We start from the raw sequence: 22,888 nt of genomic DNA, 5'->3' as shown, positions 1-22,888 counted from the left end.
TCGCACTGTGGTTCGCGGCCGTCGTCTCAGGCCCCCGTGAGGCCGACGCGCACCGGCTCACGCCGCACGATCCGACCGCTCGGTACCCGGAGCGGCAGGCGCTCACCGCGGGGCGCGGCCGCGGTGGCCGGGCGCACGGTGCGGCCGAGATCTAGATCGGCGTAGAGCAGTCCCTCGTCGCCTTCGGCCAGCGGTGCGGCGAGTTCGAGTCCGCCGGGCCCGAAGATTCGCGAGACCCCGCCACCACCACGCAGCAGGCGCCGCTCCGGCATCCGCGCGTCGACGACCTCCCAGCCTGCCACCGGCACGACCGCGACGGGCGCGATGACATGGGTCGATCCGTCCATCGCGTAGCGAACACTGGCGGCGGTATTGAGATCGGGCCCCCATTCCTTGCCCTCCCCGTAGTACACGGTGAAGCCCGACCACGCGGCGATGTGGAGCTGCTCGCGCTGATCGTGCATCTGTCCACGCAGGTCGGCACGGAGATGATCGGCGCCGCCGAGTACACCGATCCGGCCGTGCACGGTGTCACGAACCAGCGGTCCCCCACCGGGCGCGGCGTTGAAGACAGTGCGCTCGAGCCCGGTCGGTTCCGCCTTGCGAGCGACGGCGATGGTGCCGTCGGCATCGATCAGCGCCTGGGACATGAAGACCTCGTGTCCGGCCCGCTCGGCGAAGCCGATCGAGACGTGCACGCCCGTGCGCCGGGCGGCGTAGGCGATGGCGCGCAGTTCGGGGCCGTCGGCGGTCAGCGCGTTGGCCAGATACCTGGCCAGGAATTCCTCGCCCCAATCGACCGAATTGAGCCACATCCACCACGGGAATCCGGGCAGGAATGTCTCCGGAAAAGCAATCACTTGCGCGCCGCCGCGTTCGGCCGACGCGATGTATTCGATTGTCTGTTCGACTCCGGCAGACAGATTCAACCACTTCGGCTCGGCTTGCACCGCTGCCACGCGTACCCGACTCATCGTGCCCCCTTGTCGCTCAACCAGTGAAGAGTGTTCAATTCACTCTCTCGCAGAATGGCGCCACACAAACTGTCATCCCGTGCCAGCCGACTGACGGTTTGTGCCAATCCGCCGATTGCGATGAGTTTCGCTGAGGGTCTACCGAATATCGCGTGAGAACGGCGGTATCAGATAGACAGCGCGCTCGACGCGAGCATGCGGAATTCGCCGGGAGTCATCCCCGTCTCCAGCCGGAAGGCCCGGAAGAAGTGTCGCTCCGAGGCGAAGCCGGACGCGAGCGCGACCGTCGCGGTCGCGCGGCCGGGGTCGCGGGTGAGCAGGGTGCGCGCGCATTCCACTCGCATACGCCGCAGCACGGCGCTGAGTCCGTCTTCCACATCACCGAAGAGCCGGTACAGCGTTCGACGCGACACCAGACAGGCACGGGCGATGTCGTCGATGGTCAGGCCCGGGTCGGCGCACCGGGTCCGCATGAAGGACAGCACCTGTTCGCGGGACAGCGCCTGCGCGGGCTGACCCGACGGGATCTCCCCCGAGGCCAGCCGGACCGCGGAGGCGAGCAGTTTGACCCCGTTGTCGGCCAGGACAGTCGCATGGCCGGGAGCGCTCTGCTGGATGCGGGCCAGATCGCGAAAGAAGCCGGCGACCACTCCGCCCGCGCTGTCAGCGGTGACCGTCACCGCGGTCGGCAACGGGGATCCACCCGGGCCGAGCTGCTGACGCAGGACCTCGAGTGGCGTCTGCACCACGACTTGCGCCCACGGACCCTCCAGCTCCCAGTGGTATGGGCGCGAGGTGTCGTAGAAGACCATGTCGCCGGGGCGAACCAAGGCGACCCGATCGTCTTGGTGCAGCAGTCCGGAACCTTCGGTCAGGATGGAAACCAGGAGGAATTCACCGTCGGTCTTCGCGATTCCGCGCGGGGTGCGGCGGATGCGCTGGCCGCTCGCGCGGACCGTCGACAGATCGAAGCCGGGGTGACTGCTGCGCTCGATGCGGCCGTGGAAGGTGCCGTCACCGCTCGGATCCGCCATCAGCGGGACGTAACTCTCCGACAGCAGCGACTCCCATTCGGCAAACGATTCGCGTGCTCCGGCGCGGGTCTGCGCGATCTCCATGCCAACCACCTCGCTTCCTATCCGAGTCGAACAGCAAACAGTTGGCGTCGCACAATCGTCGGGCTCGCCCGTGGCCGAGCCTGCCAGATCAACCGTCCAATTTCCATCAGCTGTTTCCGAATGGGATGGTTTGCCGACATCGGAAATGCGTCTAGCACCGCCGATTCCAGCGGATAACCGACCCGGGTCTTTCAATATGAAACATCCATGTGAGGCACATCACCTAACCCGGCTTGACGGCAATCGTCAGCCGATATCGGCGCCGGAACGAGCTACTACTCGGTATTCACCCGGCGTCATACCCGTCGCCGCGTGGAACGCACGATAGAACTGTCGCTCGGTGGCGAATCCCGATGCGGTCGCCACCGCGGCGATCGAACGGAAGTCGCTCGCCACGAGCAACACCCGCGCTCGCTCCAACCGCATTCCGCGCAGGACCGCCCCGAGCCCGCCCTCGAATTCCGCGACCACCCGATAGAGCGTGCGCCGCGACACCCGGCAGCCGTCCGCGATCCGTTCGATCGTCAGTTCGGGGTCGGTGAAATGGGCGCGCAGATAGTCCAGCACCTGCTGCCCGTTCACCGCCGCGATCTGCGCCCGGCCGGGCCGCTCGCCCGCCGCGATGGTGGCCGCCGCACCGAGGAGGTCGATACCGCTGCCCGCGAGCACCGCCGCCGACGCCGGATCGGTGCTGTGCAGCTGGGCGACCTGGCGGAAGAATCTGGCCAGCATCAACCCGACGCCCCCTTCCCCGATCACCATCCCGGCAGGCAGCAGATCAGCACGGATACCCAGGTAGTCGACGACCTGCTGCCGGGGCACCCGGACCGTGAGATCCTCGATCAGGCCCTCCGAGCGCCACCGAATCGGCTGTGCGGTGTCGTAGAAGATCATCGCGCCCGGTGCCAGCTCGACGCGGTTGCCCGCGTGCTCCACCTGGGCGTGGCCGGCGAGCACCACGCTACCGATGACGTGGAAATCGTCGGCCCTGGCGATATGCCTGCGCGTGCGGCGCAATTCGTGACCCTCGGCCACCACAGTGCCTACAGAGATGTCCCCGAAATCGGCCGACCTGATCCGCCCCTCGAACGCGCGTGACACAGTGGGCGCGATCGACACCTCGGTGATCGCGCCGGCGACCAGCTGTTCCCAATGCGCGAAAGCGTCCGGCGGCGCGATCTCCGCGGTCGAGCAGATCTCGGGAAATCCTTCGAACGACGTCATCGCCCGACGTCGCTATTCCACCGCGACAGGGCGCACGCTCGCCCCGAATTCAGCTGACGCCATTCGTGTCTCCGCCATGATCGCTGCCACTCGTCGAATGCGGTGACCGAGGAAGTATCCATCGTCTGGGAAATCTAGCATCGCCCCCGATTACCACACCGATAACGTGAGCGCCGCCACCACAACTCGGCGGCCGAGACAAGAAAATTTCCTTACTTTCTTCGACTAGGGAAAGTCTCGAACAAATATCGGATCGCCACTCGACAGTTCAGGTGTCACAGAATTCGGTGAACGGATACGGCTATTAATCGCCGCAGCAACCACCCTCTGGCACCGGCACAGTTCTGGATTCCCGGGTTTGGGCATTACGCGCGGCGAGGTCGGCGTCGGCCGGATAGTCGACGGCGATGAGGCTCAAACCGTGGGCGGGAGCTACCGTCACCGAGCTGGAACGTGCCGTCTCGGCGAGCAGGGACGTAGTCCATTCGGGGGCGCGGCGGCCCTCGCCGACCGCGAGGACGGCGCCTACGAGGCTGCGGACCATCGACCAGCAGAAGGCATCGGCGCTCACGTAGGCGGTGAGCAGGTCGCCGTCACGTTCCCAGTCGAAGCGCTGGAGTTCGCGGATGGTGGTCGCGCCCTCGCGACGTCGGCAGAAGGCGGCGAAGTTGTGCAGGCCCAACAGGTTTCGTGAAGCGGCGCGCATGGCCTCGAGTTCTACGCCGGGCTTGCACGGCACCACCCCGCGCGCCTGCAACGGCTGGGCGCCGTAGGGGGCGGTGGTGAGCCGGTAGGCGTAGTGGCGGCGCATCGCGGAGAAGCGGGCGTCGAACTCGGGCACAGCGGTACGGATTTCGGTGATCCGCACGTCCTTGGGCAGGAACTTGGCCATCCGGTACAGCAACTTGTCGGCGTCGAATTCGGACTCGGTGTCGAAGTGCGCGACCTGTCCCTCGGCGTGCACACCCGCGTCCGTGCGGCCGGCGACCGTCAGCTGCAGCGGCTCACGCAACACCTTCGACAGCGACTCCTCCAGCACGCCCTGCACGGTGCGCAACCCCGGCTGCCGTGCCCAGCCGGTGAAATCGGTGCCGTCATAACTGATCCCGAGCCGCACCCGAGTCATGCCATCCTCCTGAATTCGCACGCGGAAAAGACCCGAGCCCGCCACCCACGAAGGGTGACGGGCTCGGCAGAACTCCTGAGAATCAGGCGTCCTTCTTGTCCTCGGCGGCCTCGTCGGCGGCCGGGGCGTCAGCCTCGGTCTCGTCGGCGACGGTCTCCTCGACCTCAGCGGCCGGGGCCTCTTCGGTCTTCTGCGAAGCGGCGACGCGACGGGCCCGATCGGCCTCGTTGGTCACGGTCTTCTCGCGGACGAGTTCGATGATGGCCATCGGCGCGTTGTCACCCTTGCGCGGCAGCGCCTTGGTGATGCGGGTGTAGCCACCCTCGCGACCCTCGAACGAGGGGCCGATGTCCGCGAACAGGACGTGCACGACGTCCTTGTTGCGGATGTCCTTCATCACCTCACGACGGTCGGCAAGGCTGCCGCCCTTCGCCTTGGTGATGATCTTCTCGGCGTAGGGACGCACCGCCTTGGCCTTGGCCTCGGTGGTCGTGATCCGACCGTGCTCGAAAAGCGCCGTGGCCAGGTTGGCGAAGATCGCCTTCTGGTGCGACGCCGAGCCGCCGAACCGGCGGCCCTTCTTGGGCTTGGGCATTGTGGGTTTCTCCTGGGCGTATTAAAGCTGTTCGGTTTCGGCGTAGTCCTGCTCGCCGCCGTCGGTATCACTGAACGTGCCGCTGTCGCTCCACGTTCCGGTGCTCGCGTCGTAACCCACCACGGAGGACGGGTCGAACGACGCCGGGCTGTCCTTGAGCGAGAGGCCCAGCGTGTGCAGCTTGACCTTCACCTCGTCGATGGACTTCTGGCCGAAGTTGCGGATGTCGAGCAGGTCCGACTCGGTGCGGGCAACGAGCTCGCCCACCGTGTGCACACCCTCGCGCTTGAGGCAGTTGTAGGACCGGACGGTGAGGTCCAGGTCCTCGATCGGCAGACCGAACGAGGCGATGTGATCTGCCTCGGCCGGGCTGGGGCCGATCTCGATGCCCTCGGCTTCGACGTTGAGCTCACGGGCCAGGCCGAAGAGCTCGACCAGGGTCTTACCGGCCGAAGCCAGCGCGTCCCGAGCCGTGATGGAGTTCTTGGTCTCCACGTCGAGGATGAGACGGTCGAAGTCGGTGCGCTGCTCGACACGGGTGGCCTCGACCTTGTAGGTCACCTTGAGCACCGGGGAGTAGATCGAATCCACCGGGATCCGGCCGATTTCCGCACCGGTCGCCTTGTTCTGCACGGCGGGCACGTAACCGCGGCCCCGCTCGACGACGAGCTCGATCTCGAGCTTGCCCTTGTCGTTCAGGGTGGCGATGTGCATGTCCGGGTTGTGCACGATGACGCCGGCAGGCGGAACGATGTCACCGGCGGTGACGGTGCCCGGGCCCTGCTTACGCACGTACATGGTGACCGGCTCGTCCTCTTCGGAGGACACGACCAGACCCTTGAGGTTCAGGATGATGTCGGTGACATCTTCCTTCACGCCGGGGACGGTGGTGAACTCGTGCAGGACGCCGTCGATGCGGATGCTCGTGACCGCGGCCCCCGGGATGGAGGACAGCAGGGTACGACGCAGCGAGTTGCCGAGGGTGTAACCGAAGCCCGGCTCGAGGGGTTCGATGGTGAACTTCGAGCGGTTCTCCGCCACAACCTCTTCGGTCAGTGTCGGACGCTGGGAAATCAGCATGAGGATCTACTTCCTGTTCAGGGCATCCGCTATTTGATGCCTCGTCAGTGATTGCGGGGGTCGCCGCGTAGCGACCCCCACCGTTAAGCGATTACTTCGAGTAGTACTCGACGATGAGCTGTTCCTGCAGCGGCACATCGATCTGCGCGCGCTCGGGCAGCTGGTGCACCAGGATGCGCAGGCGGCCGGGGACGACCTGCAGCCAACCGGGAACCGGACGGTCGCCGACGGTCTCGCGAGCCACCTGGAACGGCAGCGTCGGGAGCGACTTCTCCTTGACATCGATGATGTCGTACTGGGAGACCTGGTAGCTGGGGACGTTCACCTTGACACCGTTGACGATGAAGTGACCGTGGCTGACCAGCTGACGGGCCTGACGACGGGTACGGGCCAGACCGGCGCGGTACACGACGTTGTCCAGACGCGACTCGAGCAGACGGAGCAGGTTGTCGCCGGTCTTACCCTTGAGGCGGTTGGCCTCTTCGTAGTAACGACGGAACTGCTTCTCCATGACGCCGTACGAGAAGCGAGCCTTCTGCTTCTCCTGCAGCTGCATGAGGTACTCGGATTCCTTGATCCGCGCGCGGCCGTGCTGGCCGGGCGGGTAAGGACGACGCTCGAACGCCTGGTCGCCTCCGACGAGGTCGACGCGCAGACGACGCGACTTGCGGGTGATGGGGCCTGTATAACGTGCCATTTTGAGCTTTTTCCTTTCCCGCTATTAGACGCGACGCCGCTTGGGCGGACGGCAGCCGTTGTGCGGCTGAGGAGTGACATCGGAGATCGAGCCGACCTCCAGGCCCGCGGCCTGCAGCGAACGGATCGCGGTCTCGCGGCCCGAACCCGGGCCCTTCACGAACACGTCGACCTTCTTGACGCCGTTCTCCTGCGCCTTGCGGGCAGCGTTCTCGGCAGCGAGCTGCGCGGCGAACGGGGTGCTCTTACGCGAACCCTTGAAACCGACGTGACCCGACGACGCCCACGAGATGACATTGCCCTCGGGGTCGGTGATCGAGACGATGGTGTTGTTGAACGTGCTCTTGATGTGCGCGTGGCCGTGCGGGATGTTCTTCTTATCCCGGCGACGCGACTTCTGAGTCTTCTTCGGGCCAGCGGCCCGGCTCTTCGGAGGCATACGCTATCCCTACTTCTTCTTGCCGGCGACGGTCTTCTTCGGACCCTTGCGCGTACGCGCGTTGGTCTTGGTGCGCTGACCACGAACGGGCAGGCCACGACGGTGGCGGATGCCCTGGTAGCAGCCGATCTCGATCTTGCGACGAATATCGGCCTGAACCTCGCGGCGCAGGTCACCTTCGACCTTGTAGTCCGAAGCCTCGATGTACTCGCGGAGCTTCGCCAGGTCGTCGTCGTTCAGGTCCTTGGAGCGCAGGTCGGGGCTGACGCCCGTCTCGGCCAGGATCTGGGTGGCGCGGGTGCGCCCGATTCCGAAAATGTAGGTCAGCGCGATCTCCATGCGCTTTTCGCGCGGGAGATCAACGCCCATCAGACGTGCCATGTGGCAGGTTCCTTAATGGTTGCGGAGGTCTGCTCCCCGTCCGTCCCCCCGTCTTCACAAAGGTGGGGGCACCGGCCTCCGTGCCGGTGGATGGCGCGCACAAGTACGTGCGTGCTGGAACTGGGAGTGCTTCTTTCGGTCAGTCCGATCAGACGATCGGTGCCCGGTGGTGAGGCTGTATCAGCCCTGACGCTGCTTGTGGCGCAGGTTGTCGCAGATCACCATGACCCGACCATGACGGCGGATCACCTTGCACTTCTCGCAGATCTTCTTGACGCTCGGATTAACCTTCACGTCAGTCCAATCTTGTATTGGTCCACACAGGTGGTGTGAACACAGTTTTTCCCCAGCCAGAGGACCGGGGAAGTCTGGTGTGCGTCCCGTTGCCGGGACACTGTGCGACGCCGCGCGCCGGTGAGGCTCGCGACGCCGTCAGGCATCACTTGTAGCGGTAGACAATCCGGCCGCGTGAGAGGTCGTACGGCGACAGCTCGACGACAACGCGGTCTTCCGGAAGGATACGAATGTAGTGCTGCCGCATCTTTCCGCTGATGTGCGCGAGAACCTTGTGACCGTTCTCGAGCTCGATCCGGAACATCGCATTGGGCAGCGGCTCGACAACTCGACCCTCGACCTCGATGGCCCCGTCTTTCTTCGCCATATCCTCCGCGATCCCGGTTACGCTCAACCTGAGTTTGATGGCCGTCCGCGTGTGTAGCGTCAACCAAGAGCCCGTCGACATGCATGCGAACAGTCGGCGCATAGGTGCACCGCCGCTCAAGCTTACCGGGCCGGGCGGCCAGAGGCAAAAGTGCCCCGAACCGTACACCCTGACCGGGCCCCGTGCCGCACAATCGGGAGGCCTGCGAGCGCGCCGCCCTGAGCACGGTGTCGAGCCACCGGGCGGCCACCACGCCGTGGGGGTTGTCGCGTAAACTCACCGGCGTCGGAGAAGTGGGTCGATCAGATCGGGGGACCCTGGTGAGCGAGGCGTGCCGGTGAGCCGCAACAACGACAGCCTCCCCATGCTGCCGCCGTGGCTGTCGGAGAGCGACGTCACACAGGTCGGTTACGAGGCTCCGGTCGAGAACCTGCCCCAGGACGACGAGATCGACGACGCACCCAAACGCCGCCGCTTCATGGGCGGACGCGGTGACGACGCGCCGCGCAAGGAAAAGGGCAGGCGCCGCCGCAAGGATCGCGAATCCGAGGAAGAGGCAGCCACCCCACGTCCGGGCGAGGCTGTCGACCAGCGCCGCCCCGCCGAGCCGACCCACCAGTCCGGTTCCGGCTGGTCCACCCCGCAGCAGCCCGCCGACCCGCTGATCCCCGGCCCGTCCCACCAGCAGCCCCGCCGCGAAGAGCAACCGCGTCCGCAGCCCACCTACGAGCAGCCCGCACCCCAGACCGGCCGCGACGCGTCGCAATACCAGCAGGCCGCGCCCGCACAGCCGAACGCCGGGTGGCCACAGCCGAACGCCGGGTGGCAGGCCGCCCCGAACCCGCTGACTCCCCCGGTCAACGCGCCGTTGTCATCGGCGGATCCGGCACCGCGACCGGACGCCAACGGTCCGTCGTCGATTCCGGGGCCCTCGGCCGCGGATCCGGCGCCGTGGGCAGGCGGTCAGGCGTCGACAGCGGCTCCGTGGTCGGCAAGTCAGCCACCGGCAGATCACGCGCCGACATCCACCGGCACACCCCCTCCGCTCCCGCCGTCGCCCACCAGCGTGCCCACACACACGGGCCCGGCAATACCCGCGCCGACCAGCGAGGCCGTGGACCACGCCGCGAACGCGCTCCCGACCCGGACGCCCGCGCCACCGTCGACCGGCTTCACCCCGCTCGGCCCGAACCAGCAGCGCCCCGACCTTCCCCCGCCCCCTCCGCTGCCGGACCCTCCCGCGCGTCCGACCCATGCCCCACCGCGCCTGACCGTCCCGCCGCAGCCGACTACCGCCGAGCCCCGGCCGGTCGCCGCCGAACCGCAGCCGACCACCACCGAATCCCGGCCGGTCGCCGCCGAACCGCAGCCGATCGGCGCCGATCAGGCGGTCGAGCAGGCAGACCATGCGCCATCGCCGGTCACCGCACGGGACGAGGTCGAACAACACGCCACAGAAACACCGTCGACACCCGCGCCCAGCGAGGTCGCGCAGTCCGCCGATGTGGAACCTCGTCTGCCGTCGTCGTTCCAGGAAGCCGAGCAGGCCACACCGCCTCGTCGCGCAGCTGCCGAGGTGGCCGAACCATCCCCGGCGACAACCGCCGCGGAGGCCACCGAATCGCCGACAACCGGTGCGCGCCACTCGGCCGACGGGCGGTCCGCGCCCGATGAGGACGCGGTCGCGTCACGACACGGGTCGCCGTACAGCTCCGCCGAGTCCGTAGCTCCGCAGCAGCCGCCGGCTACCGAGCAGCGGTCGCCGTACGCATCGGGCGAGCGCGTGCCGCCGTCGGCTTACCCCGCGACGCAGTACAACTCGGTCCCCGGTGACCCGACACCGGTCGCGCCGACGCATGCGCCGGATGGGCGGACCGAGGTGTACCGGTCCGATGATCCGCGGCTACAGGGCAGTGCGCCGGGTGAGCACGGTCAGGCGAGTCGGCAGGGTGGCACGAACCCCGCGGAACAAGCACGCGCCGCGCAGACCGGGTATCGCTCGGGTGAATTCGTGCAGGCGGCCGACACCGCGTCGCCGTATCCCCGCCCCGACGGCACCCCGGCCCAGCACCAGCAGCCCGACGGTCTGCCCACGTACGGTCCCGACGGCGTCGCCCAGCGGCCCGAGGGCGCGGCACCGCAGTATCGGCCCGATGCCGCACCCGCGCAGCAGCCCGACGGCGCCCCCGTGCAGCAGTATCGGCCGGACGGCTCCCCCGCTCCGCACTATCAGCAGCCGAATCAGGGGGCGCAGCAACAGTTCCCGCCGAACGGTCCGGCCCCGCAGTACCAGTCCGACGGCACGCCCGTTCCGCAGTACCAGCCCGACGGCACGTCGGCACAGCAGTACCAGCAGCCGCAAGGCCCCGGTCAGCAGTACCAGCCCGACGGCACACCGGCACAGCAGTACAACCAGCCCAACGGGCCCGGCCCGCAGTACCAGCCCGACGGCACACCGGCACAGCAGTACCAGCAGCCGAACGCGCCGCAGCAGTACCAGCAGCCGGGCAACTACCAGCAGGGCCACCAGCAGCCCTACGGCCAACCGGGTTGGGGCGCACAGCCACAGGGCTACCAGCCCTCGCTCGACGACGTCCCGGTCAAGCGCGCCAAGAAGGCTCCCGGCAGTGGTTGGCGCAAGGCCGTGCATCACGTGTCCGGCGGTGCGATCAACCCGGGGATGTCCGCCGAGGAGCTGCGTCTGCAGGAACTCGTGGCCCGTATCCGCCAGCCTGTGCGCGGCGACTACCGCATCGCGGTCCTCTCACTGAAGGGCGGCGTCGGCAAGACCACCACCACCACCGGTCTCGGCTCGATCTTCGCCTCGATCCGCGGCGACCGAGTGATCGCCGTCGACGCCAACCCCGACTTCGGCACCCTGTCGCAGCGCGTCGCCATCCAGACCCGCTCGACCGTGCGCGACCTGCTGCTCGACCCGGCGATCCAGCGCTACTCCGACGTCCGCAGGCACACCTCCCAGGGCTCGAGTCGCCTGGAAGTCCTTGCCAGCGAGCGCGATCCGGCCGCGTCGGAGGCGTTCAACGACGAGGAATACCGGGCCGTGGCCCGCATCCTGCAGCGCTTCTACAACATCATTCTCACCGACTGCGGCACCGGTCTGATGCACTCGGCGATGAGCGGTGTCCTCGACCTCGCCCATTCGCTCGTGCTCATCTCCTCGGCCGCCATCGACGGCGCCCGCAGCGCCGCCGCGACCCTGGACTGGCTGTCCCTGCACGGCCACGACCATCTGGTCCGCAACGCGGTGGTCGTGATCAACCTCCCGCGCGAGGGCTCACCGAACGTCGGTGTCCAGCAGCTGCGCGAGTACTTCCTGTCCCGCTGCCGCGCCGTTCACATCATCCCGTTCGACGAGCACCTCTCCGAGGGCGCCGAGATCGACCTGCACCGCTTGCACAAGACCACCAAGCGCGCGTACGTGGAACTGGCGGCGACGGTGGCCGACGAGTTCGGCGTCCACCACCACCGCCTCGGCTGACACGCACGGCACACCACGCCCCGCGGGGCGTGGTGTGCGGTCGAGGTGCTAGCTCACCACTCGGGCAGCCGCCTGCGCCCGGCCAGTACGTCACGCACCAGATCGTCGTAGGCGTCGGCCAGTTCGGCCAGGTGATGCCACGCGCAGTGCAGCATTTCGTCGTTGGCCGCCAACGTCATCAGGGCGTGGTGCGCTCGCACGGAAGCCTCGGCCATGCGGTCGATGACCGAGCCGACGGTCTCCGTGTGCAGCGTGGCGCCGAGGCGGTGCTGCGGGATGGCCCGCAAAACCCAGTCGTCGATCGCCAGCACCAGTTCACTACGCCGACAGTCGATTTCGCGCAGGACCACCGGGTCGGTGTCGACTCGCCCCCCGCGCCCGACGATCCGTTTCTCGTGCAGCACGGCCAGATCACGCGCGAACCACAGCAGCGGTCCGCCGACCACCCGATGTCCGCGACACGCCCGGACGAGAATGTCGGAGAGGGGTAACAGACCGGTAGCTGCCGGGAGCCCGGCGGTATCGACACTCCGCACTGTGTCGGGGAAAGCCATTACAACTGTAGAACTCTCCGAACCAGCCACGTTGCCTCGCCGTCATCGCCGCAGAGCACCGGATCAGGACGTTCATTACAATAAACCTCGCAAGCTTTCTGTCAAGCATTACTCGGCCGTAGGTAACCGATACGAGTACACTTCGTTACCTGCACGACCTACCGAGGAGCATGATGGCGGACGGTCCGACCTATCTCCGGATCGCGAACCTCCTCCGTGAGGAGATCCACGCGGGCACATGGAAACCGGGCGACCGGTTACCCAGCCACTCCGAGCTCGCCGATCAGATGCAGGTATCGATCACCACCTCGCGCAACGCGATTCAGGTGCTCGTCGCCGAAAATCTCGTCTACACAGCAACTTCCCGCGGCACCATCGTGCGTAACCAGGAGGTCCTGGAGTCGGTGGTCACCGACCACATCCGGCGCGATCGACCCAGGTCGGCGCACGACATCTTCGAGGAGATCGCGCGCGCGGCCAACCGGGAACCGTCCAAGCAATTCAGCACCAGGATGGAACCCGCGAACACCGAAGTCGCGCGCTGGCTCGGTGTCGCCGCCGATTCCTGGGTGCTCGCGCGCACGGTGGTGCAGCACCTGGACAACGAACCGTGGTCGTGGGAGGTGAGTTTCTATCCCCGCGACCTCGCCGAAGCCGCGGGCATCGACTCGCCACACGACATCCCCGAGGGCACCACCCGCCGCCTGGCCGATCGCGGCTACGGCGAGACCGCCCACCGCGACACCGTGCTGGCGCGCGCCGCCACCGCCGAAGAAGCGGCAGTGCTCGGCGTCGCCACCGGCACCGTCCTGCTCGACCATCTGCGCATCGGCGCCAACCATGAACGCGTCACCCGCGCCACCCGCCACCGTTCCCTGGCGGGCCGCAACCAGCTGGCCTATCAGCTAGGCGACAACACGGGCACCGACGTCATCGCCCGCACGTTGGGCATCGCACCCGGGTTGGCCGTCGCGCTGCCATGACGGTGCGCCTGCGCCCGGCCACCCTGGGCGACCTGCCGCTGATCTGCCGCCTGCGCGTGCAGCGCACGTCGTGGCTGACGGCACGCGGGTCGGATCAGTGGACGGTGGCGGGACGCGGTCGACCGATCGAGATCTTCGCCGGGGCGGTCGGGCGGGCCCTGGATCGCGGTGAGACGTGGATCGCGGAGGTCGACAGTGAGCCCGCCGGGACGATCACGGTCAACCAGCGAGCCGATCCCGGCCTGTGGTCGACGTGGGAGCTGGCCGAGTCGGTGATCGTGCACTTCATGATCGTCGACCTGCGGTTCGCGGGTCTGCAGGTGGGGCACCGGATGCTCGCCCACGCCGCCCGGCTGGCCGACCAGAAGCACCGGGACTGGGTCCGCCTCGATGCCTGGACCGCCAACCGCCACCTGCACGACTACTACCGCCGCGCCGGCTTCACCCTGGCCCGCATCGCCGACCCACTGGCGAGGGGCCCGTCCTGCGCGCTGTTCGAACGCCGCACCGACAGCTGGTGCGGTTCACCGGTCCGCCGCCCGGCGCACCGGCGCTCCGTCCCGGCACTGCCGCTGATGGATCACTTCCCCGGCTGAGTGCGGGGTTACAGCGGTGGCAGGTCGGCGATGTGCACGAGTTCGATGCCCTGGCTGCGGGAGACCAGCGTGCCTCGGCCGGGCGGCATCTTGCTCGGGCGGACATCGCCGATCAGCTTTCCCTCGTCCCGGGAACCGCTCATGATCAGCGTCTGCACCGACAGGTTCTTCATCGCGCCGAGCACCGGGTCGTACAGCGCACGCGACGCGCCACCGATACGGCGGGTGACGACCAGGTGCAGGCCGATATCGCGTGCCTGCGGCAGGTATTCGAGCAGCGGGGCGAAGGGGTTGACCGATCCGGTGACCACCATGTCGTAGTCGTCGACGACGACATAGATCTCCGGGCCCGACCACCAGCTGCGTTCACGCAGTTGCTGCTGGGTGATGTCGGAACCGGGAATTCGCTTGGCCAGGTAGCCCGCCACCTCGGCGATCATCGGCCCACAGGTCTGTGACGAGGTCGAGTATCCGGCCAGCTGATCGCCCTCGAGCACACCGAGCATGGTGCGCCGGTAGTCGATCAGGATGACCCGCGCCTCGGACGCGTCGGACTGTTCGGCGATGCTCATCACGATGTTGCGCAGCAGCGTGGTCTTGCCGCATTCCACGTCCGCGAAGGCCATGAAGTGCGGTTCGAGACCGAAATCCAGTACCAGCGGCTGCAATTCGGACTCGCCGAGACCGACGACGACCTTGCTGCGGTCGAGCTTGACACCCTGTCCCTTGGCGGTGGCGACGACCTCGTCGCGCGGGAAGCTCAGCGGCAGCATGCGCACCTGCGGGGCACGGCGTCCCGGATACAGCGCGATGAGCTCTTCCCGCGCCCTGGTGACACCGTCGGCGACCGTGGACGGATCGGAGTCCGAATCCAGGCGGGGCAACGCGATCAGCATGTGCAACTGTTCGCGGGTGAGACCCCGGCCCGGCCTGCCGACCGGAACCTGGTGCGCGGTGCGGCGATTCATCTCCGAGTCACCGGGGTCGCCCAGGCGCAGCTCCAGCCTGGTACCGACCTGGTCCTTGACCACCGGCCGGATCTCGGCCCAGCGCGAGGCGCCGATCATCAGGTGGACGCCGAAGGAAAGACCCTGGGTGGCAATGGCATTGATCAGCGGTTCGAGGATGTCGAATTCCTCGCGGATGGCGCCCCAGCCGTCGATCACCAGGAACACGTCACCGAACTGGTCGGCGGCGAGCAGGTCGCCCGGTGCGGCGGTGGTCCCGTTGATCTGTCGTGCCTCGAGCGCGGAGAACTTGCGACGGCGGAACTCGGCCATGGATTCGATGCCGAGCTCGGCGAATCGTTCCTCGCGCTGCCGCATGAGGGTGGTGAGCTCGGCGATGGTGCGCCGGACCCGATCGCCGTCGAGACGACCGGCAACCGAACCGACGTGCGGGATCCCGACCAGACCGGCCATGCTGCCGCCACCGAAGTCGAGGCAGTAGAACTGCACCTGCTCGGGCGTGTGCGTGGCGGCCGCGGCCAGGATGATCGTGCGCAAGGTGGTCGACTTGCCCGACTGCGGGCCACCGACCACCGCGACATTGCCCTGTGCGCCCGCGAGATTGATGGTGAGCACGTCGCGGCGCTGCTCGTAGGGCTTGTCGATGACACCGATCGGCATCCACAGCTGACCGTGCCGGTTCACCGGCGATCGCCAGTCGGGGTCGGGCAGCAACATGTCGGCGGTCGGCGATTCCTCCAGCGGTGGCAGCCACACTTCGTGGGCGGGCCTGCCGTGCCCGGTCAGCCGCTTGACCACCACGTCGAGCAACGAATCCGGGATACCCTCCTCGGCGCTCTGACCACCGGGTGGGGGCGGTGGTGGGAGTTCCGGCCGACCGCGCAGGATCGGGTCGGTCTCCTCGTGTTCCGGCTCGAGCTCGGCGGCTTCGACGGGGGCCGCGGTGAACACCACGGGCCGTTGCCCGCCGACCGGCGCGCCGTCGTCGTCTATGACTGTGCCGACCGGCGCGACATAGGAACCCGAGACGTAACTGGCGTTGAACCGAAGCGGTTCGGAGGCATCGCTTTTCAGGTAGCCCGCGCCGGGCACGCTGGGCAGGTGGTAGGCGTCGGTGATTCCGAGTACCGCGCGCGATTCGTTGGCCGAGAAGGTGCGCAGACCGATCCGGTAGGACAGGTGCGATTCCAGGCCGCGCAGCTTGTTCTCCTCCAGGCGCTGCGAGGCCAGCAGCAGATGCACGTGCAGCGAGCGACCGAGACGGCCGATCATCACGAACAGTTCGGCGAAATCCGGTTTCTGCGAGAGCAATTCGGAGAACTCGTCGACCACCACGAACAGCGCGGGTAGCGGGTCGAGCGGAACGCCTGCCGCCCTTGCCTTCTCGTAGTCGGTGACGTTGGCGTAGTTGCCCGCCGAGCGCAGCAGCTCCTGGCGGCGGTTCATCTCACCGGCCAGCGCGTCCTTCATGCGGTCGACCAGCGAGAGCTCGTCCTCGAGGTTGGTGATCACGGCCGCGACGTGCGGCAGCGAGTCGAGGCCGAGGAACGTCGCGCCACCCTTGAAGTCGACGAGCACCAGGTTGAGGGCATCCGGCGAATGCGTGGTGACCAGCGAAAGTACCAGCGTACGAAGGAACTCCGACTTGCCCGAGCCGGTGGCGCCGATGCACAGGCCGTGCGGGCCCATGCCGTTCTCGGCCGACTCCTTGATGTCGATCTCGACCGGCGTGCCGTCCGGGGTGATGCCGATCGGCACCCGCAGGCGTTCCCGCGCGGTTCGCGGTCGCCACACCCTGGCCGGGTCGATCTGGGCGGCGTCGGGAATGCGCAGCAGGGCCATCAGGCCGGGGTCGCTGGTGGTGCCCTCCCCCAGGCTGACGATCTGCGCGGCCGTCGCGAGCCGGTAGCGGGCGAGTGAGCGCGCGAAGGCCGCCGCCTCGGCCGCGCTGACCTCGTCGGCCGTGGCGAACCGTTCCACCCCGGCGGCACTGCGCGCCGACACCGCGCCGTCGGCGACGACCAGTTGCAGGCCGCGGCGCGCCGCGAGTCCGTTCTCCGGCGCGGTCAGATCGAGCACGGTCACCGAGTCGAGGCCGGATTCGCTGATGGTGCGCTCGTTACCGCTGATGTAGCCGTCATCGATCACCACCACAAGGTGCAACCGGCCCTGGGTGGGCTGCGGATTGCGCATGAACCGGCCGCGTTCCATCAGCTCGGTCTGCAACGCCGATTCGAGCTCGCCCAGCGAGGTGTACATCATCCGCGCCGAGCCCAGTCCGTCGCGCACCGACGGATGCTGCACGTGCGGAAGCCATTTCGCCCAGGCCCAGTGCGTATCGGGATCGGCGCAGACGATGGCGACGACGAGATTGTCCGGCCCGTGGAAGGTGGTCAGTTCCATCAGCATGGCCCGCACCAGCTCGCGGCCCTCGTCGAGGTCGCCACCGATATTGATGGCGGGGAAGGCCCGCAGCGAGACCGCGGTCGGCAGTTCGTGCACCACCGAATGCGTGCGGACGAAACGGCGCAGCGCCACCGTGGACACCGGTTCGAGGTCTTCGAGCGGGCCGGTTTCGGGCCTGGCCAGCTTGGTGGCGAGGCGGTGGCTGCCGACGCCGACGCGCACATGCCCGAAGTCGGGGTCGTTGGGGCGGCGCTCCCACATCCGCCTGCTCCCGATCAGCGAGGGCAGATCGGCGGGTTCGGGATGACTCCAGCCGAGCGTCTCGAGCTGTTTGGTGCCGGTGGTGCGCACGTCCTTGCGCACCTGGTCGAGATACCGGAAGTAGTCCTTGCGTTCCTCGTTGAGCTCGACGGCGCGCTTGGGACCACCGCCGCGCATGCCCGCCATCATGCCGACCATCGACATGAGCATCATCATCGGGAACATCATCATCATCGGATTGGCCAGCAGATTGCGGCCCATCGTGACCATCATCGCGATCATGCCGACCACCGCCACCACCATGATGACGGGCATCAGCTTCATCATCAGCGGCGACGGGATGGCGCGCTGGATCTCCGGCGGCGGGGTGAGCGCTACTTCACCACCCGGTGCGCGCGGCGGCGCGATCCGGGGGCGACGGACGAAACCTTCGGTTGCCATCGAACCCTCTACTCCTCGAATTCCTGATTGAGGTCAACACCGCGGCGGCGGAACGGGAACCCGAACGCGGCGCCGATTCCCAAGGCGGCCAACAGCAACAGCGATCCGGCGATCGCGACCTGGCGCGGGCGGGAATCCGGTTCCGGCGCCACGTAGGGTTCGGCGATCGGATGCCCGATGTCGGCGCCCCTGCTGGGCGGCTCGGCGGACAACGGTGCGGTGAGCGCCGCGAGCGGGTCGATCAGACCGGCGCCGATGGCGTCGTCACGGCCGCGCCCCGGTGCGTGCGCGGTGCGGGTGATCCGTTCGATCACCTGCTGGGCGGACAGGTCCGGAAAGCGCGACCGGATCAGCGCGGCCAACCCCGCGACATACGGTGCGGCGAAACTGGTTCCGTCGACCGGCTGCACACCCTCCATCGTCTGCACGCCGTCAACCAGCCCGGTGCCACCGGGCTTGCTGTCCAGCGACACGATGTTGCGACCGATCGCGGCGGCCCCGACCCACGGCCCGCGCAGCGACAGCGCCGAGGGCTGGCCGTCGGCGTCGACCGAACCGACCGACAGCACGTACGGGGTGAACCACGCCGGGGACGGGACAGTGGTCACCGAACTCCAGCCGGACCCCTCGTTCTGGTTCTGGCACGGCCCGCCCTGCTCCACATTGCCCGCCGCCGCCACGACCACCACATTGCGGTCGTAGGCGTATTTCACGGCGGCTCCAAGCGCGCCGTCGGCGGTATTGGAACCGGCTGCGGTGCAAGCCACTTCGGAGATGTTGATCACGGTGGCGCCCATGTCCACCGCGCGCACGACCGCACCGGCGAGGGTGAGCACACTGCCGTAGCCGTCGCTGCGCAGCGCACCGTCCTCCTTGACCGAACCCGCCCGGTCCTTGCGGTCGTAGGCGAGGCTGAGCTGGCGGATGGCCAAGATCTCCGCGTCCGGGGCGACCCCGACGAACGCGTCGTCGGGCGAGGGCCGGGCGGCGATGATGCCCGCCACCAGTGTGCCGTGGCCGTCGCAGTCGACGGTGCCGTCGGTATCGCTCACGTAGTCGCCGCCCGCTTGCAGCGCGGGCAGGCGCGGATGCCGGTTGACGCCGGTATCGATCACGGCCACCTTCTGCCCGGCCCCCCGGCTGAACTGCCAGGCCGAGGGCAGATCGAGGACCTGCTGCGACATCGGCGGTTCGACCGGGGCGTTGCCGCGCAGCACCGGTTCGGCACACAGTTCGCGCTGTTCGGTCACCTCGAGTGGAGCCGGCCTACCACTCAGCGCCAGCGCGGCGTCGAGCGCGCCCGGATCGATGCGCGGCGGAGCGATGGCGCCCGCGGGCCCCGGGAATCCGGCGACCGTGCCGAGCACGGTCGCCGCACAGGTGAGCCGCAGCAGCGCGCGCCGCATGGCTGCGCCGGTCATATGTTGCGGGCGGTCGAGTACACATCCATCACCCACAGCGCGAGCGGGATCATCGTGATGATCAACAGGTACTCGAAGATCTCGATCATCCGCCGCGTCACCGGTGTCACTTCGACATGGGGTCCGATGACGCCGAACCCGATGACAGCACCCGCGGTCGCCAACAGCAGTGCCACCGCGACGAATTCGAGCGATTCGTGGCCGAGGCCGAGGCCCGTGAGCAACGCGAACAGAGTGAGCGCGCCCGCGATGATCAGCGTGGCGGCCTGCACCAGGTCGGCGTAGGAGCGACCGCGCAGACACAGCACGATCCCCGCGACCGCCGCGAGCGCGACGCCGCCGGAGTGGAACGAGCCGAACGGGTCGGCCGCACCGACGGCACCGATCAGCGCGGCGAGCGCGCAGGCGACGACGAGGCCGGTCTGGATCTGATTCGCGACCCGGGCACGTTCGCCGAGCCCGGCCGCCGAAGGCAGCGCGATCGCACCGACCGCGCCCACGCCCTCGATGGTGGGGCGCTGTTCGTGATCGGCGGGATCGATCGCCCCGCCCGCCGTGGGCACCGGCGGAATAGGCAGCCGTGCCGTCACCGCGGCCAGCCGTGGCACCGACGACAGCAGCATCACCGCCGCCACCAGCACCCCGGCGAACAGCTTGGCCAGCCCCGGATGCCAGATCAGATAGATCACACCCGACACCGCGCCGAACACGCTGAGCGTGATCGCGGCGGCGAACAATCCGGCTCCGATTCCGGTGACCCGATACCCGATCACCGCGGCGACCAGGAGCATCACGCTGCCGAGCAACAGGCTGCCCGCACCGAGCACGCCCGGCACCACCAGCGCACCACCGCCGAACAACAGCAGCAGCGCGTCCAGCGAAAGCCAGTTCGCGGTAATCGAATCCGTGAATTTCCGCGCGGCGATTCCGGCCGCCGCCGACGCGGCGATCCCGGTGCCGAGCAGCGCGAACGCCGGGGCGAGCGGATCGGTGTGGGTGCGCGAGACGATCAACAGCGCGAGTGCGGCGATGATCGAGACGGTCGCCAGCACGAGCCCGGCCCAGCGGGCCGCCGATCCGGACCAACCGCGGAACTCGCCTGCGGTGAGCCGGGATACGGCGTCGATGACGTCGTCGAACAGCGCGGGCGACTCCCTGCGGGTCACCGGGCTCAGCACCAGCAGCTCACCGTCGTAGACCTCGGCCTCGGTGAGCGTGCGGCTCGGCGCGAGGGGGTCCTGCCCGAGTCGCGCCAGCGTCCAGTGCTGGGCGCGAATCGGAGCGGAGTCCTCGTCGCCGTCGGGCAGGCGCGGATCCCGCGAACGGATCAGCGCCACCAGATCACCGATGAATCCGGCGATCGGCACCGTGGCGGGCAGACCTATGTCGAGCTGCGTATCACCCCCGATCACTGAAACTCGGCATAGTTCGGGCTCATTGCCTAACAACGTCGACACCAGTGATGAACTCTCAGTCGTAGCTGACTACTTCCGTTGCGACCACACGGCAGCGTTACCTAATCTAACGGACAGGGCAAACCGGCGCGATCGAAGTCCTACCGCCGGATTGAACACCAGCTGTCCATCAGAGGAAGATTTCGGGGTCCGACACCACATGCCAGACATTCGCCAGGCTCAGCGCGCCTTCGACGCGGGCGTCCTCTCGCTCGGTCTGTCCATCGACGGTCAGGAGTCCGCGCGCGACGAGGAGTACGCGAAGCTGGCCTTCCAGCGCGCGACGGAATGGGATTCGTCGATGTGCGACGCGTGGCTGGGCCGCGCGGCCGCCGGCGAGGTGACCAAGGAGGTGCTGTTCAATCTGCACCGGACCAGCCTTGATTCACTCGGTCGCGAGCAGCGCAGGATCGGCCTCGCCCCGCGCGCCATGGCCGGCCGGTTCCTGCCCGGGCTCTACATCGACTACCCGCTGGCCGGGCTCACCGAGATCTGGCTGGCCTGGGCATCGCAGCTGATCGCCGACACCGACTACGACCAAGCCGAGCAGGTGCTCGACGAACTGGCGAGGTTGCGCGGCGGTCGCGCCGACGACCCCGACAAGCAGATCGACGATCGGATCAGCTCCTACATCCGCGGCATCCTGCACTACAACACGCAGCGCTGGTCGGACGTGATGACCGTGCTGGCCGGCTCGGAAAGCTGGAAAGACCCCTATCTGGCCACCGGCGCGAATGTGATGGTGGGCACCGCGTGCGCGCAGCTGGGATTGTTCGGCGAGGCGATCCGGCGGATGGAACAGGCCGAGGCGGGCCCGATTCCGTCGGCCAAGTTCACCGCCATGTACAACCGTGGCCTGTGCCTGCGGGAATCGGGCAACGAGGCCGAGGCTCAGAAGCTGTTCGAGCAGGTCTACTCGCAGCTGCCCGATTTCGCCGCCAACACGACCGCCATGCGCGACCGCACCTTCCGGATCGTGGTCACCAGCCGCGAGGTGATCGACGCGCGCACCGACAAGTGGGATTCCGGCTCGGCGCCGACGCTGGCCTCGATGAACGAAGCCGCCGCGGAGGACCGGGCGAAGACCGTTCTCGCCGAGGCCCGCGCACAGCTCGACAAGCAGGTCGGACTGGCCTCGGTGAAGAACCAGGTGGCCAAGCTGCAGTCCTCGGCGCAGCTGGCCAAGATCCGTGCGGGCAAGGGCCTGTCGAGTCAGTCCCGTGGCCAGCACCTGGCCTTCACCGGCCCGCCCGGTACCGGTAAGACCACCATCGCGCGAGTGGTCGCCAAGATCTATTGCGGTGTCGGGCTGTTGAAGACCGACAAGGTGGTCGAGGCCAAGCGTGTCGACTTCGTGAGCCAGAACCTCGGCGGCACGGCGATCAAGTCCGAGAAGCTGATCGACAGCGCGATGGACGGCGTGCTGTTCATCGACGAGGCCTACACGCTGATCCAGACCGGACTTTCGGGCGGTGACGCGTTCGGTCGCGAGGCCGTGGACACGCTGCTGGCGCGCATGGAGAACGACCGCGATCGGCTCGTGGTGATCATCGCCGGGTACGACGGCGAGATCGACCGGTTGCTCGCCGCCAACGACGGCTTGGCCTCGCGTTTCGCCAAGCGTCTGCAGTTCCCCTCCTACACGGCCGCCGAACTCGGGCAGATCGGCGAAATCGTGGCCGGCAGCCGGGATTCCCAACTCTCGCCGGAGTCGCTGGCCACCCTGATCGAGACCTGCGACTACCTGTACAACCTGGAGAGCACCGACCAGAGCGGACAACCGCGGCGCGGTGTGGACCTGGCAGGCAACGGTCGCTTCATCCGCAATGTGATCGAGTCGGCGGAAGAGGAACGCGAGTTCCGGCTGGCCAATACCGACGGGCTCGACCTGGCCGAGGTCGACGACGACGTGCTGATGCGCATCGAGGAGCCGGACATGCGGACCGCGCTCGCCGGGATCGTCGCCACCCTCAATATCGGACAGATCCCGAACCTGGGCTGAACGCCGAAG

The 22,888-nt window shown here is 67.8% G+C and carries 19 protein-coding genes; 4 read left to right on the top strand and 15 right to left on the bottom strand.

The genetic code is table 11. From position 1 onward, the window contains the following. Positions 1-26 precede the first annotated feature (26 nt). The 11 genes from ACWFRF_RS24210 to infA form a co-directional block, all read right to left on the bottom strand. Complete coding sequence (locus ACWFRF_RS24210) at positions 27-974, bottom strand: nitrilase-related carbon-nitrogen hydrolase (protein ID WP_387449001.1); 948 nt, start codon at positions 972-974, stop codon at positions 27-29. Positions 975-1,141: 167 nt separating this feature from the next. Next, positions 1,142-2,092 carry an AraC-like ligand-binding domain-containing protein gene (locus ACWFRF_RS24205; protein WP_452452374.1) on the bottom strand — a complete coding sequence of 317 codons (951 nt, stop codon included), beginning with the start codon at positions 2,090-2,092 and terminating at the stop codon, positions 1,142-1,144. Between the two features lie 246 nt (positions 2,093-2,338). Beyond that, a complete protein-coding gene (locus tag ACWFRF_RS24200; RefSeq protein WP_452452372.1) occupies positions 2,339-3,316 on the bottom strand; it encodes an AraC-like ligand-binding domain-containing protein in 978 nt (325 codons plus the stop codon). Between the two features lie 304 nt (positions 3,317-3,620). Beyond that, entirely contained in the window at positions 3,621-4,433 is an 813-nt protein-coding gene (truA, locus tag ACWFRF_RS24195; protein ID WP_379315348.1) for a tRNA pseudouridine(38-40) synthase TruA, read from the bottom strand. Between the two features lie 91 nt (positions 4,434-4,524). Next, on the bottom strand, positions 4,525-5,037 hold the full coding sequence (rplQ, locus tag ACWFRF_RS24190; protein WP_452452370.1) for a 50S ribosomal protein L17: 513 nt from the start codon (positions 5,035-5,037) through the stop codon (positions 4,525-4,527). A 21-nt stretch (positions 5,038-5,058) separates the two neighbouring features. After that, positions 5,059-6,117, bottom strand: a complete 1,059-nt coding sequence (locus ACWFRF_RS24185) for a DNA-directed RNA polymerase subunit alpha (protein ID WP_056818293.1) — start codon at positions 6,115-6,117, stop codon at positions 5,059-5,061. Between the two features lie 91 nt (positions 6,118-6,208). Further along, positions 6,209-6,814 carry a 30S ribosomal protein S4 gene (rpsD, locus tag ACWFRF_RS24180; RefSeq protein WP_301904992.1) on the bottom strand — a complete coding sequence of 202 codons (606 nt, stop codon included), beginning with the start codon at positions 6,812-6,814 and terminating at the stop codon, positions 6,209-6,211. A 24-nt stretch (positions 6,815-6,838) separates the two neighbouring features. Further along, entirely contained in the window at positions 6,839-7,252 is a 414-nt protein-coding gene (gene rpsK, locus ACWFRF_RS24175) for a 30S ribosomal protein S11 (protein WP_019045110.1), read from the bottom strand. A gap of 9 nt (positions 7,253-7,261) precedes the next feature. Further along, positions 7,262-7,633, bottom strand: a complete 372-nt coding sequence (gene rpsM / locus ACWFRF_RS24170) for a 30S ribosomal protein S13 (RefSeq protein ID WP_067448181.1) — start codon at positions 7,631-7,633, stop codon at positions 7,262-7,264. A gap of 180 nt (positions 7,634-7,813) precedes the next feature. Next, complete coding sequence (rpmJ, locus tag ACWFRF_RS24165) at positions 7,814-7,927, bottom strand: 50S ribosomal protein L36 (RefSeq protein WP_056818299.1); 114 nt, start codon at positions 7,925-7,927, stop codon at positions 7,814-7,816. Positions 7,928-8,072: 145 nt separating this feature from the next. Then, positions 8,073-8,294 (bottom strand): translation initiation factor IF-1, encoded by a 222-nt coding sequence (gene infA, locus ACWFRF_RS24160; RefSeq protein ID WP_003418601.1) that lies wholly within the window; start codon positions 8,292-8,294, stop codon positions 8,073-8,075. Between the two features lie 337 nt (positions 8,295-8,631). Between infA and ACWFRF_RS24155 the strand changes: the two genes are divergently transcribed. Then, complete coding sequence (locus tag ACWFRF_RS24155) at positions 8,632-11,793, top strand: nucleotide-binding protein (protein WP_452452366.1); 3,162 nt, start codon at positions 8,632-8,634, stop codon at positions 11,791-11,793. Positions 11,794-11,846: 53 nt separating this feature from the next. Here ACWFRF_RS24155 and ACWFRF_RS24150 read toward each other — a convergent pair whose 3' ends face one another. After that, complete coding sequence (locus tag ACWFRF_RS24150) at positions 11,847-12,347, bottom strand: DUF4254 domain-containing protein (RefSeq protein ID WP_378993616.1); 501 nt, start codon at positions 12,345-12,347, stop codon at positions 11,847-11,849. A gap of 173 nt (positions 12,348-12,520) precedes the next feature. Here ACWFRF_RS24150 and ACWFRF_RS24145 point away from each other — a divergent pair, with 173 nt between their 5' ends. Both ACWFRF_RS24145 and ACWFRF_RS24140 read left to right on the top strand, forming a co-directional pair. After that, entirely contained in the window at positions 12,521-13,330 is an 810-nt protein-coding gene (locus ACWFRF_RS24145; protein WP_452452364.1) for a GntR family transcriptional regulator, read from the top strand. After that, on the top strand, positions 13,327-13,926 hold the full coding sequence (locus tag ACWFRF_RS24140; protein WP_378993618.1) for a GNAT family N-acetyltransferase: 600 nt from the start codon (positions 13,327-13,329) through the stop codon (positions 13,924-13,926). The genes ACWFRF_RS24145 and ACWFRF_RS24140 overlap by 4 nt, the downstream gene beginning before the upstream one ends. Positions 13,927-13,934: 8 nt before the next feature. Here ACWFRF_RS24140 and eccCa read toward each other — a convergent pair whose 3' ends face one another. The 3 genes from eccCa to eccD are packed head-to-tail and all read right to left on the bottom strand — an operon-like array spanning position 13,935 to position 20,880. Next, a complete protein-coding gene (gene eccCa, locus ACWFRF_RS24135) occupies positions 13,935-18,002 on the bottom strand; it encodes a type VII secretion protein EccCa (protein ID WP_452452362.1) in 4,068 nt (1,355 codons plus the stop codon). Positions 18,003-18,010: 8 nt separating this feature from the next. Beyond that, a complete protein-coding gene (mycP, locus tag ACWFRF_RS24130; RefSeq protein ID WP_452452360.1) occupies positions 18,011-19,423 on the bottom strand; it encodes a type VII secretion-associated serine protease mycosin in 1,413 nt (470 codons plus the stop codon). Continuing rightward, positions 19,420-20,880, bottom strand: coding sequence for a type VII secretion integral membrane protein EccD (eccD, locus tag ACWFRF_RS24125; protein ID WP_378993621.1), 1,461 nt, complete (start codon positions 20,878-20,880; stop codon positions 19,420-19,422). Before eccD ends, mycP begins: the two co-directional genes overlap by 4 nt. A gap of 157 nt (positions 20,881-21,037) precedes the next feature. Between eccD and eccA the strand changes: the two genes are divergently transcribed. Beyond that, positions 21,038-22,879 carry a type VII secretion AAA-ATPase EccA gene (eccA, locus tag ACWFRF_RS24120; protein WP_378993622.1) on the top strand — a complete coding sequence of 614 codons (1,842 nt, stop codon included), beginning with the start codon at positions 21,038-21,040 and terminating at the stop codon, positions 22,877-22,879. Positions 22,880-22,888 lie beyond the last annotated feature (9 nt).

Source organism: Nocardia sp. NPDC055165 (genome assembly GCF_053606985.1).
The sequence above is the reverse complement of the archived record's forward strand: the minus strand, read 5'-3'. Positions and strand labels throughout refer to the sequence as shown.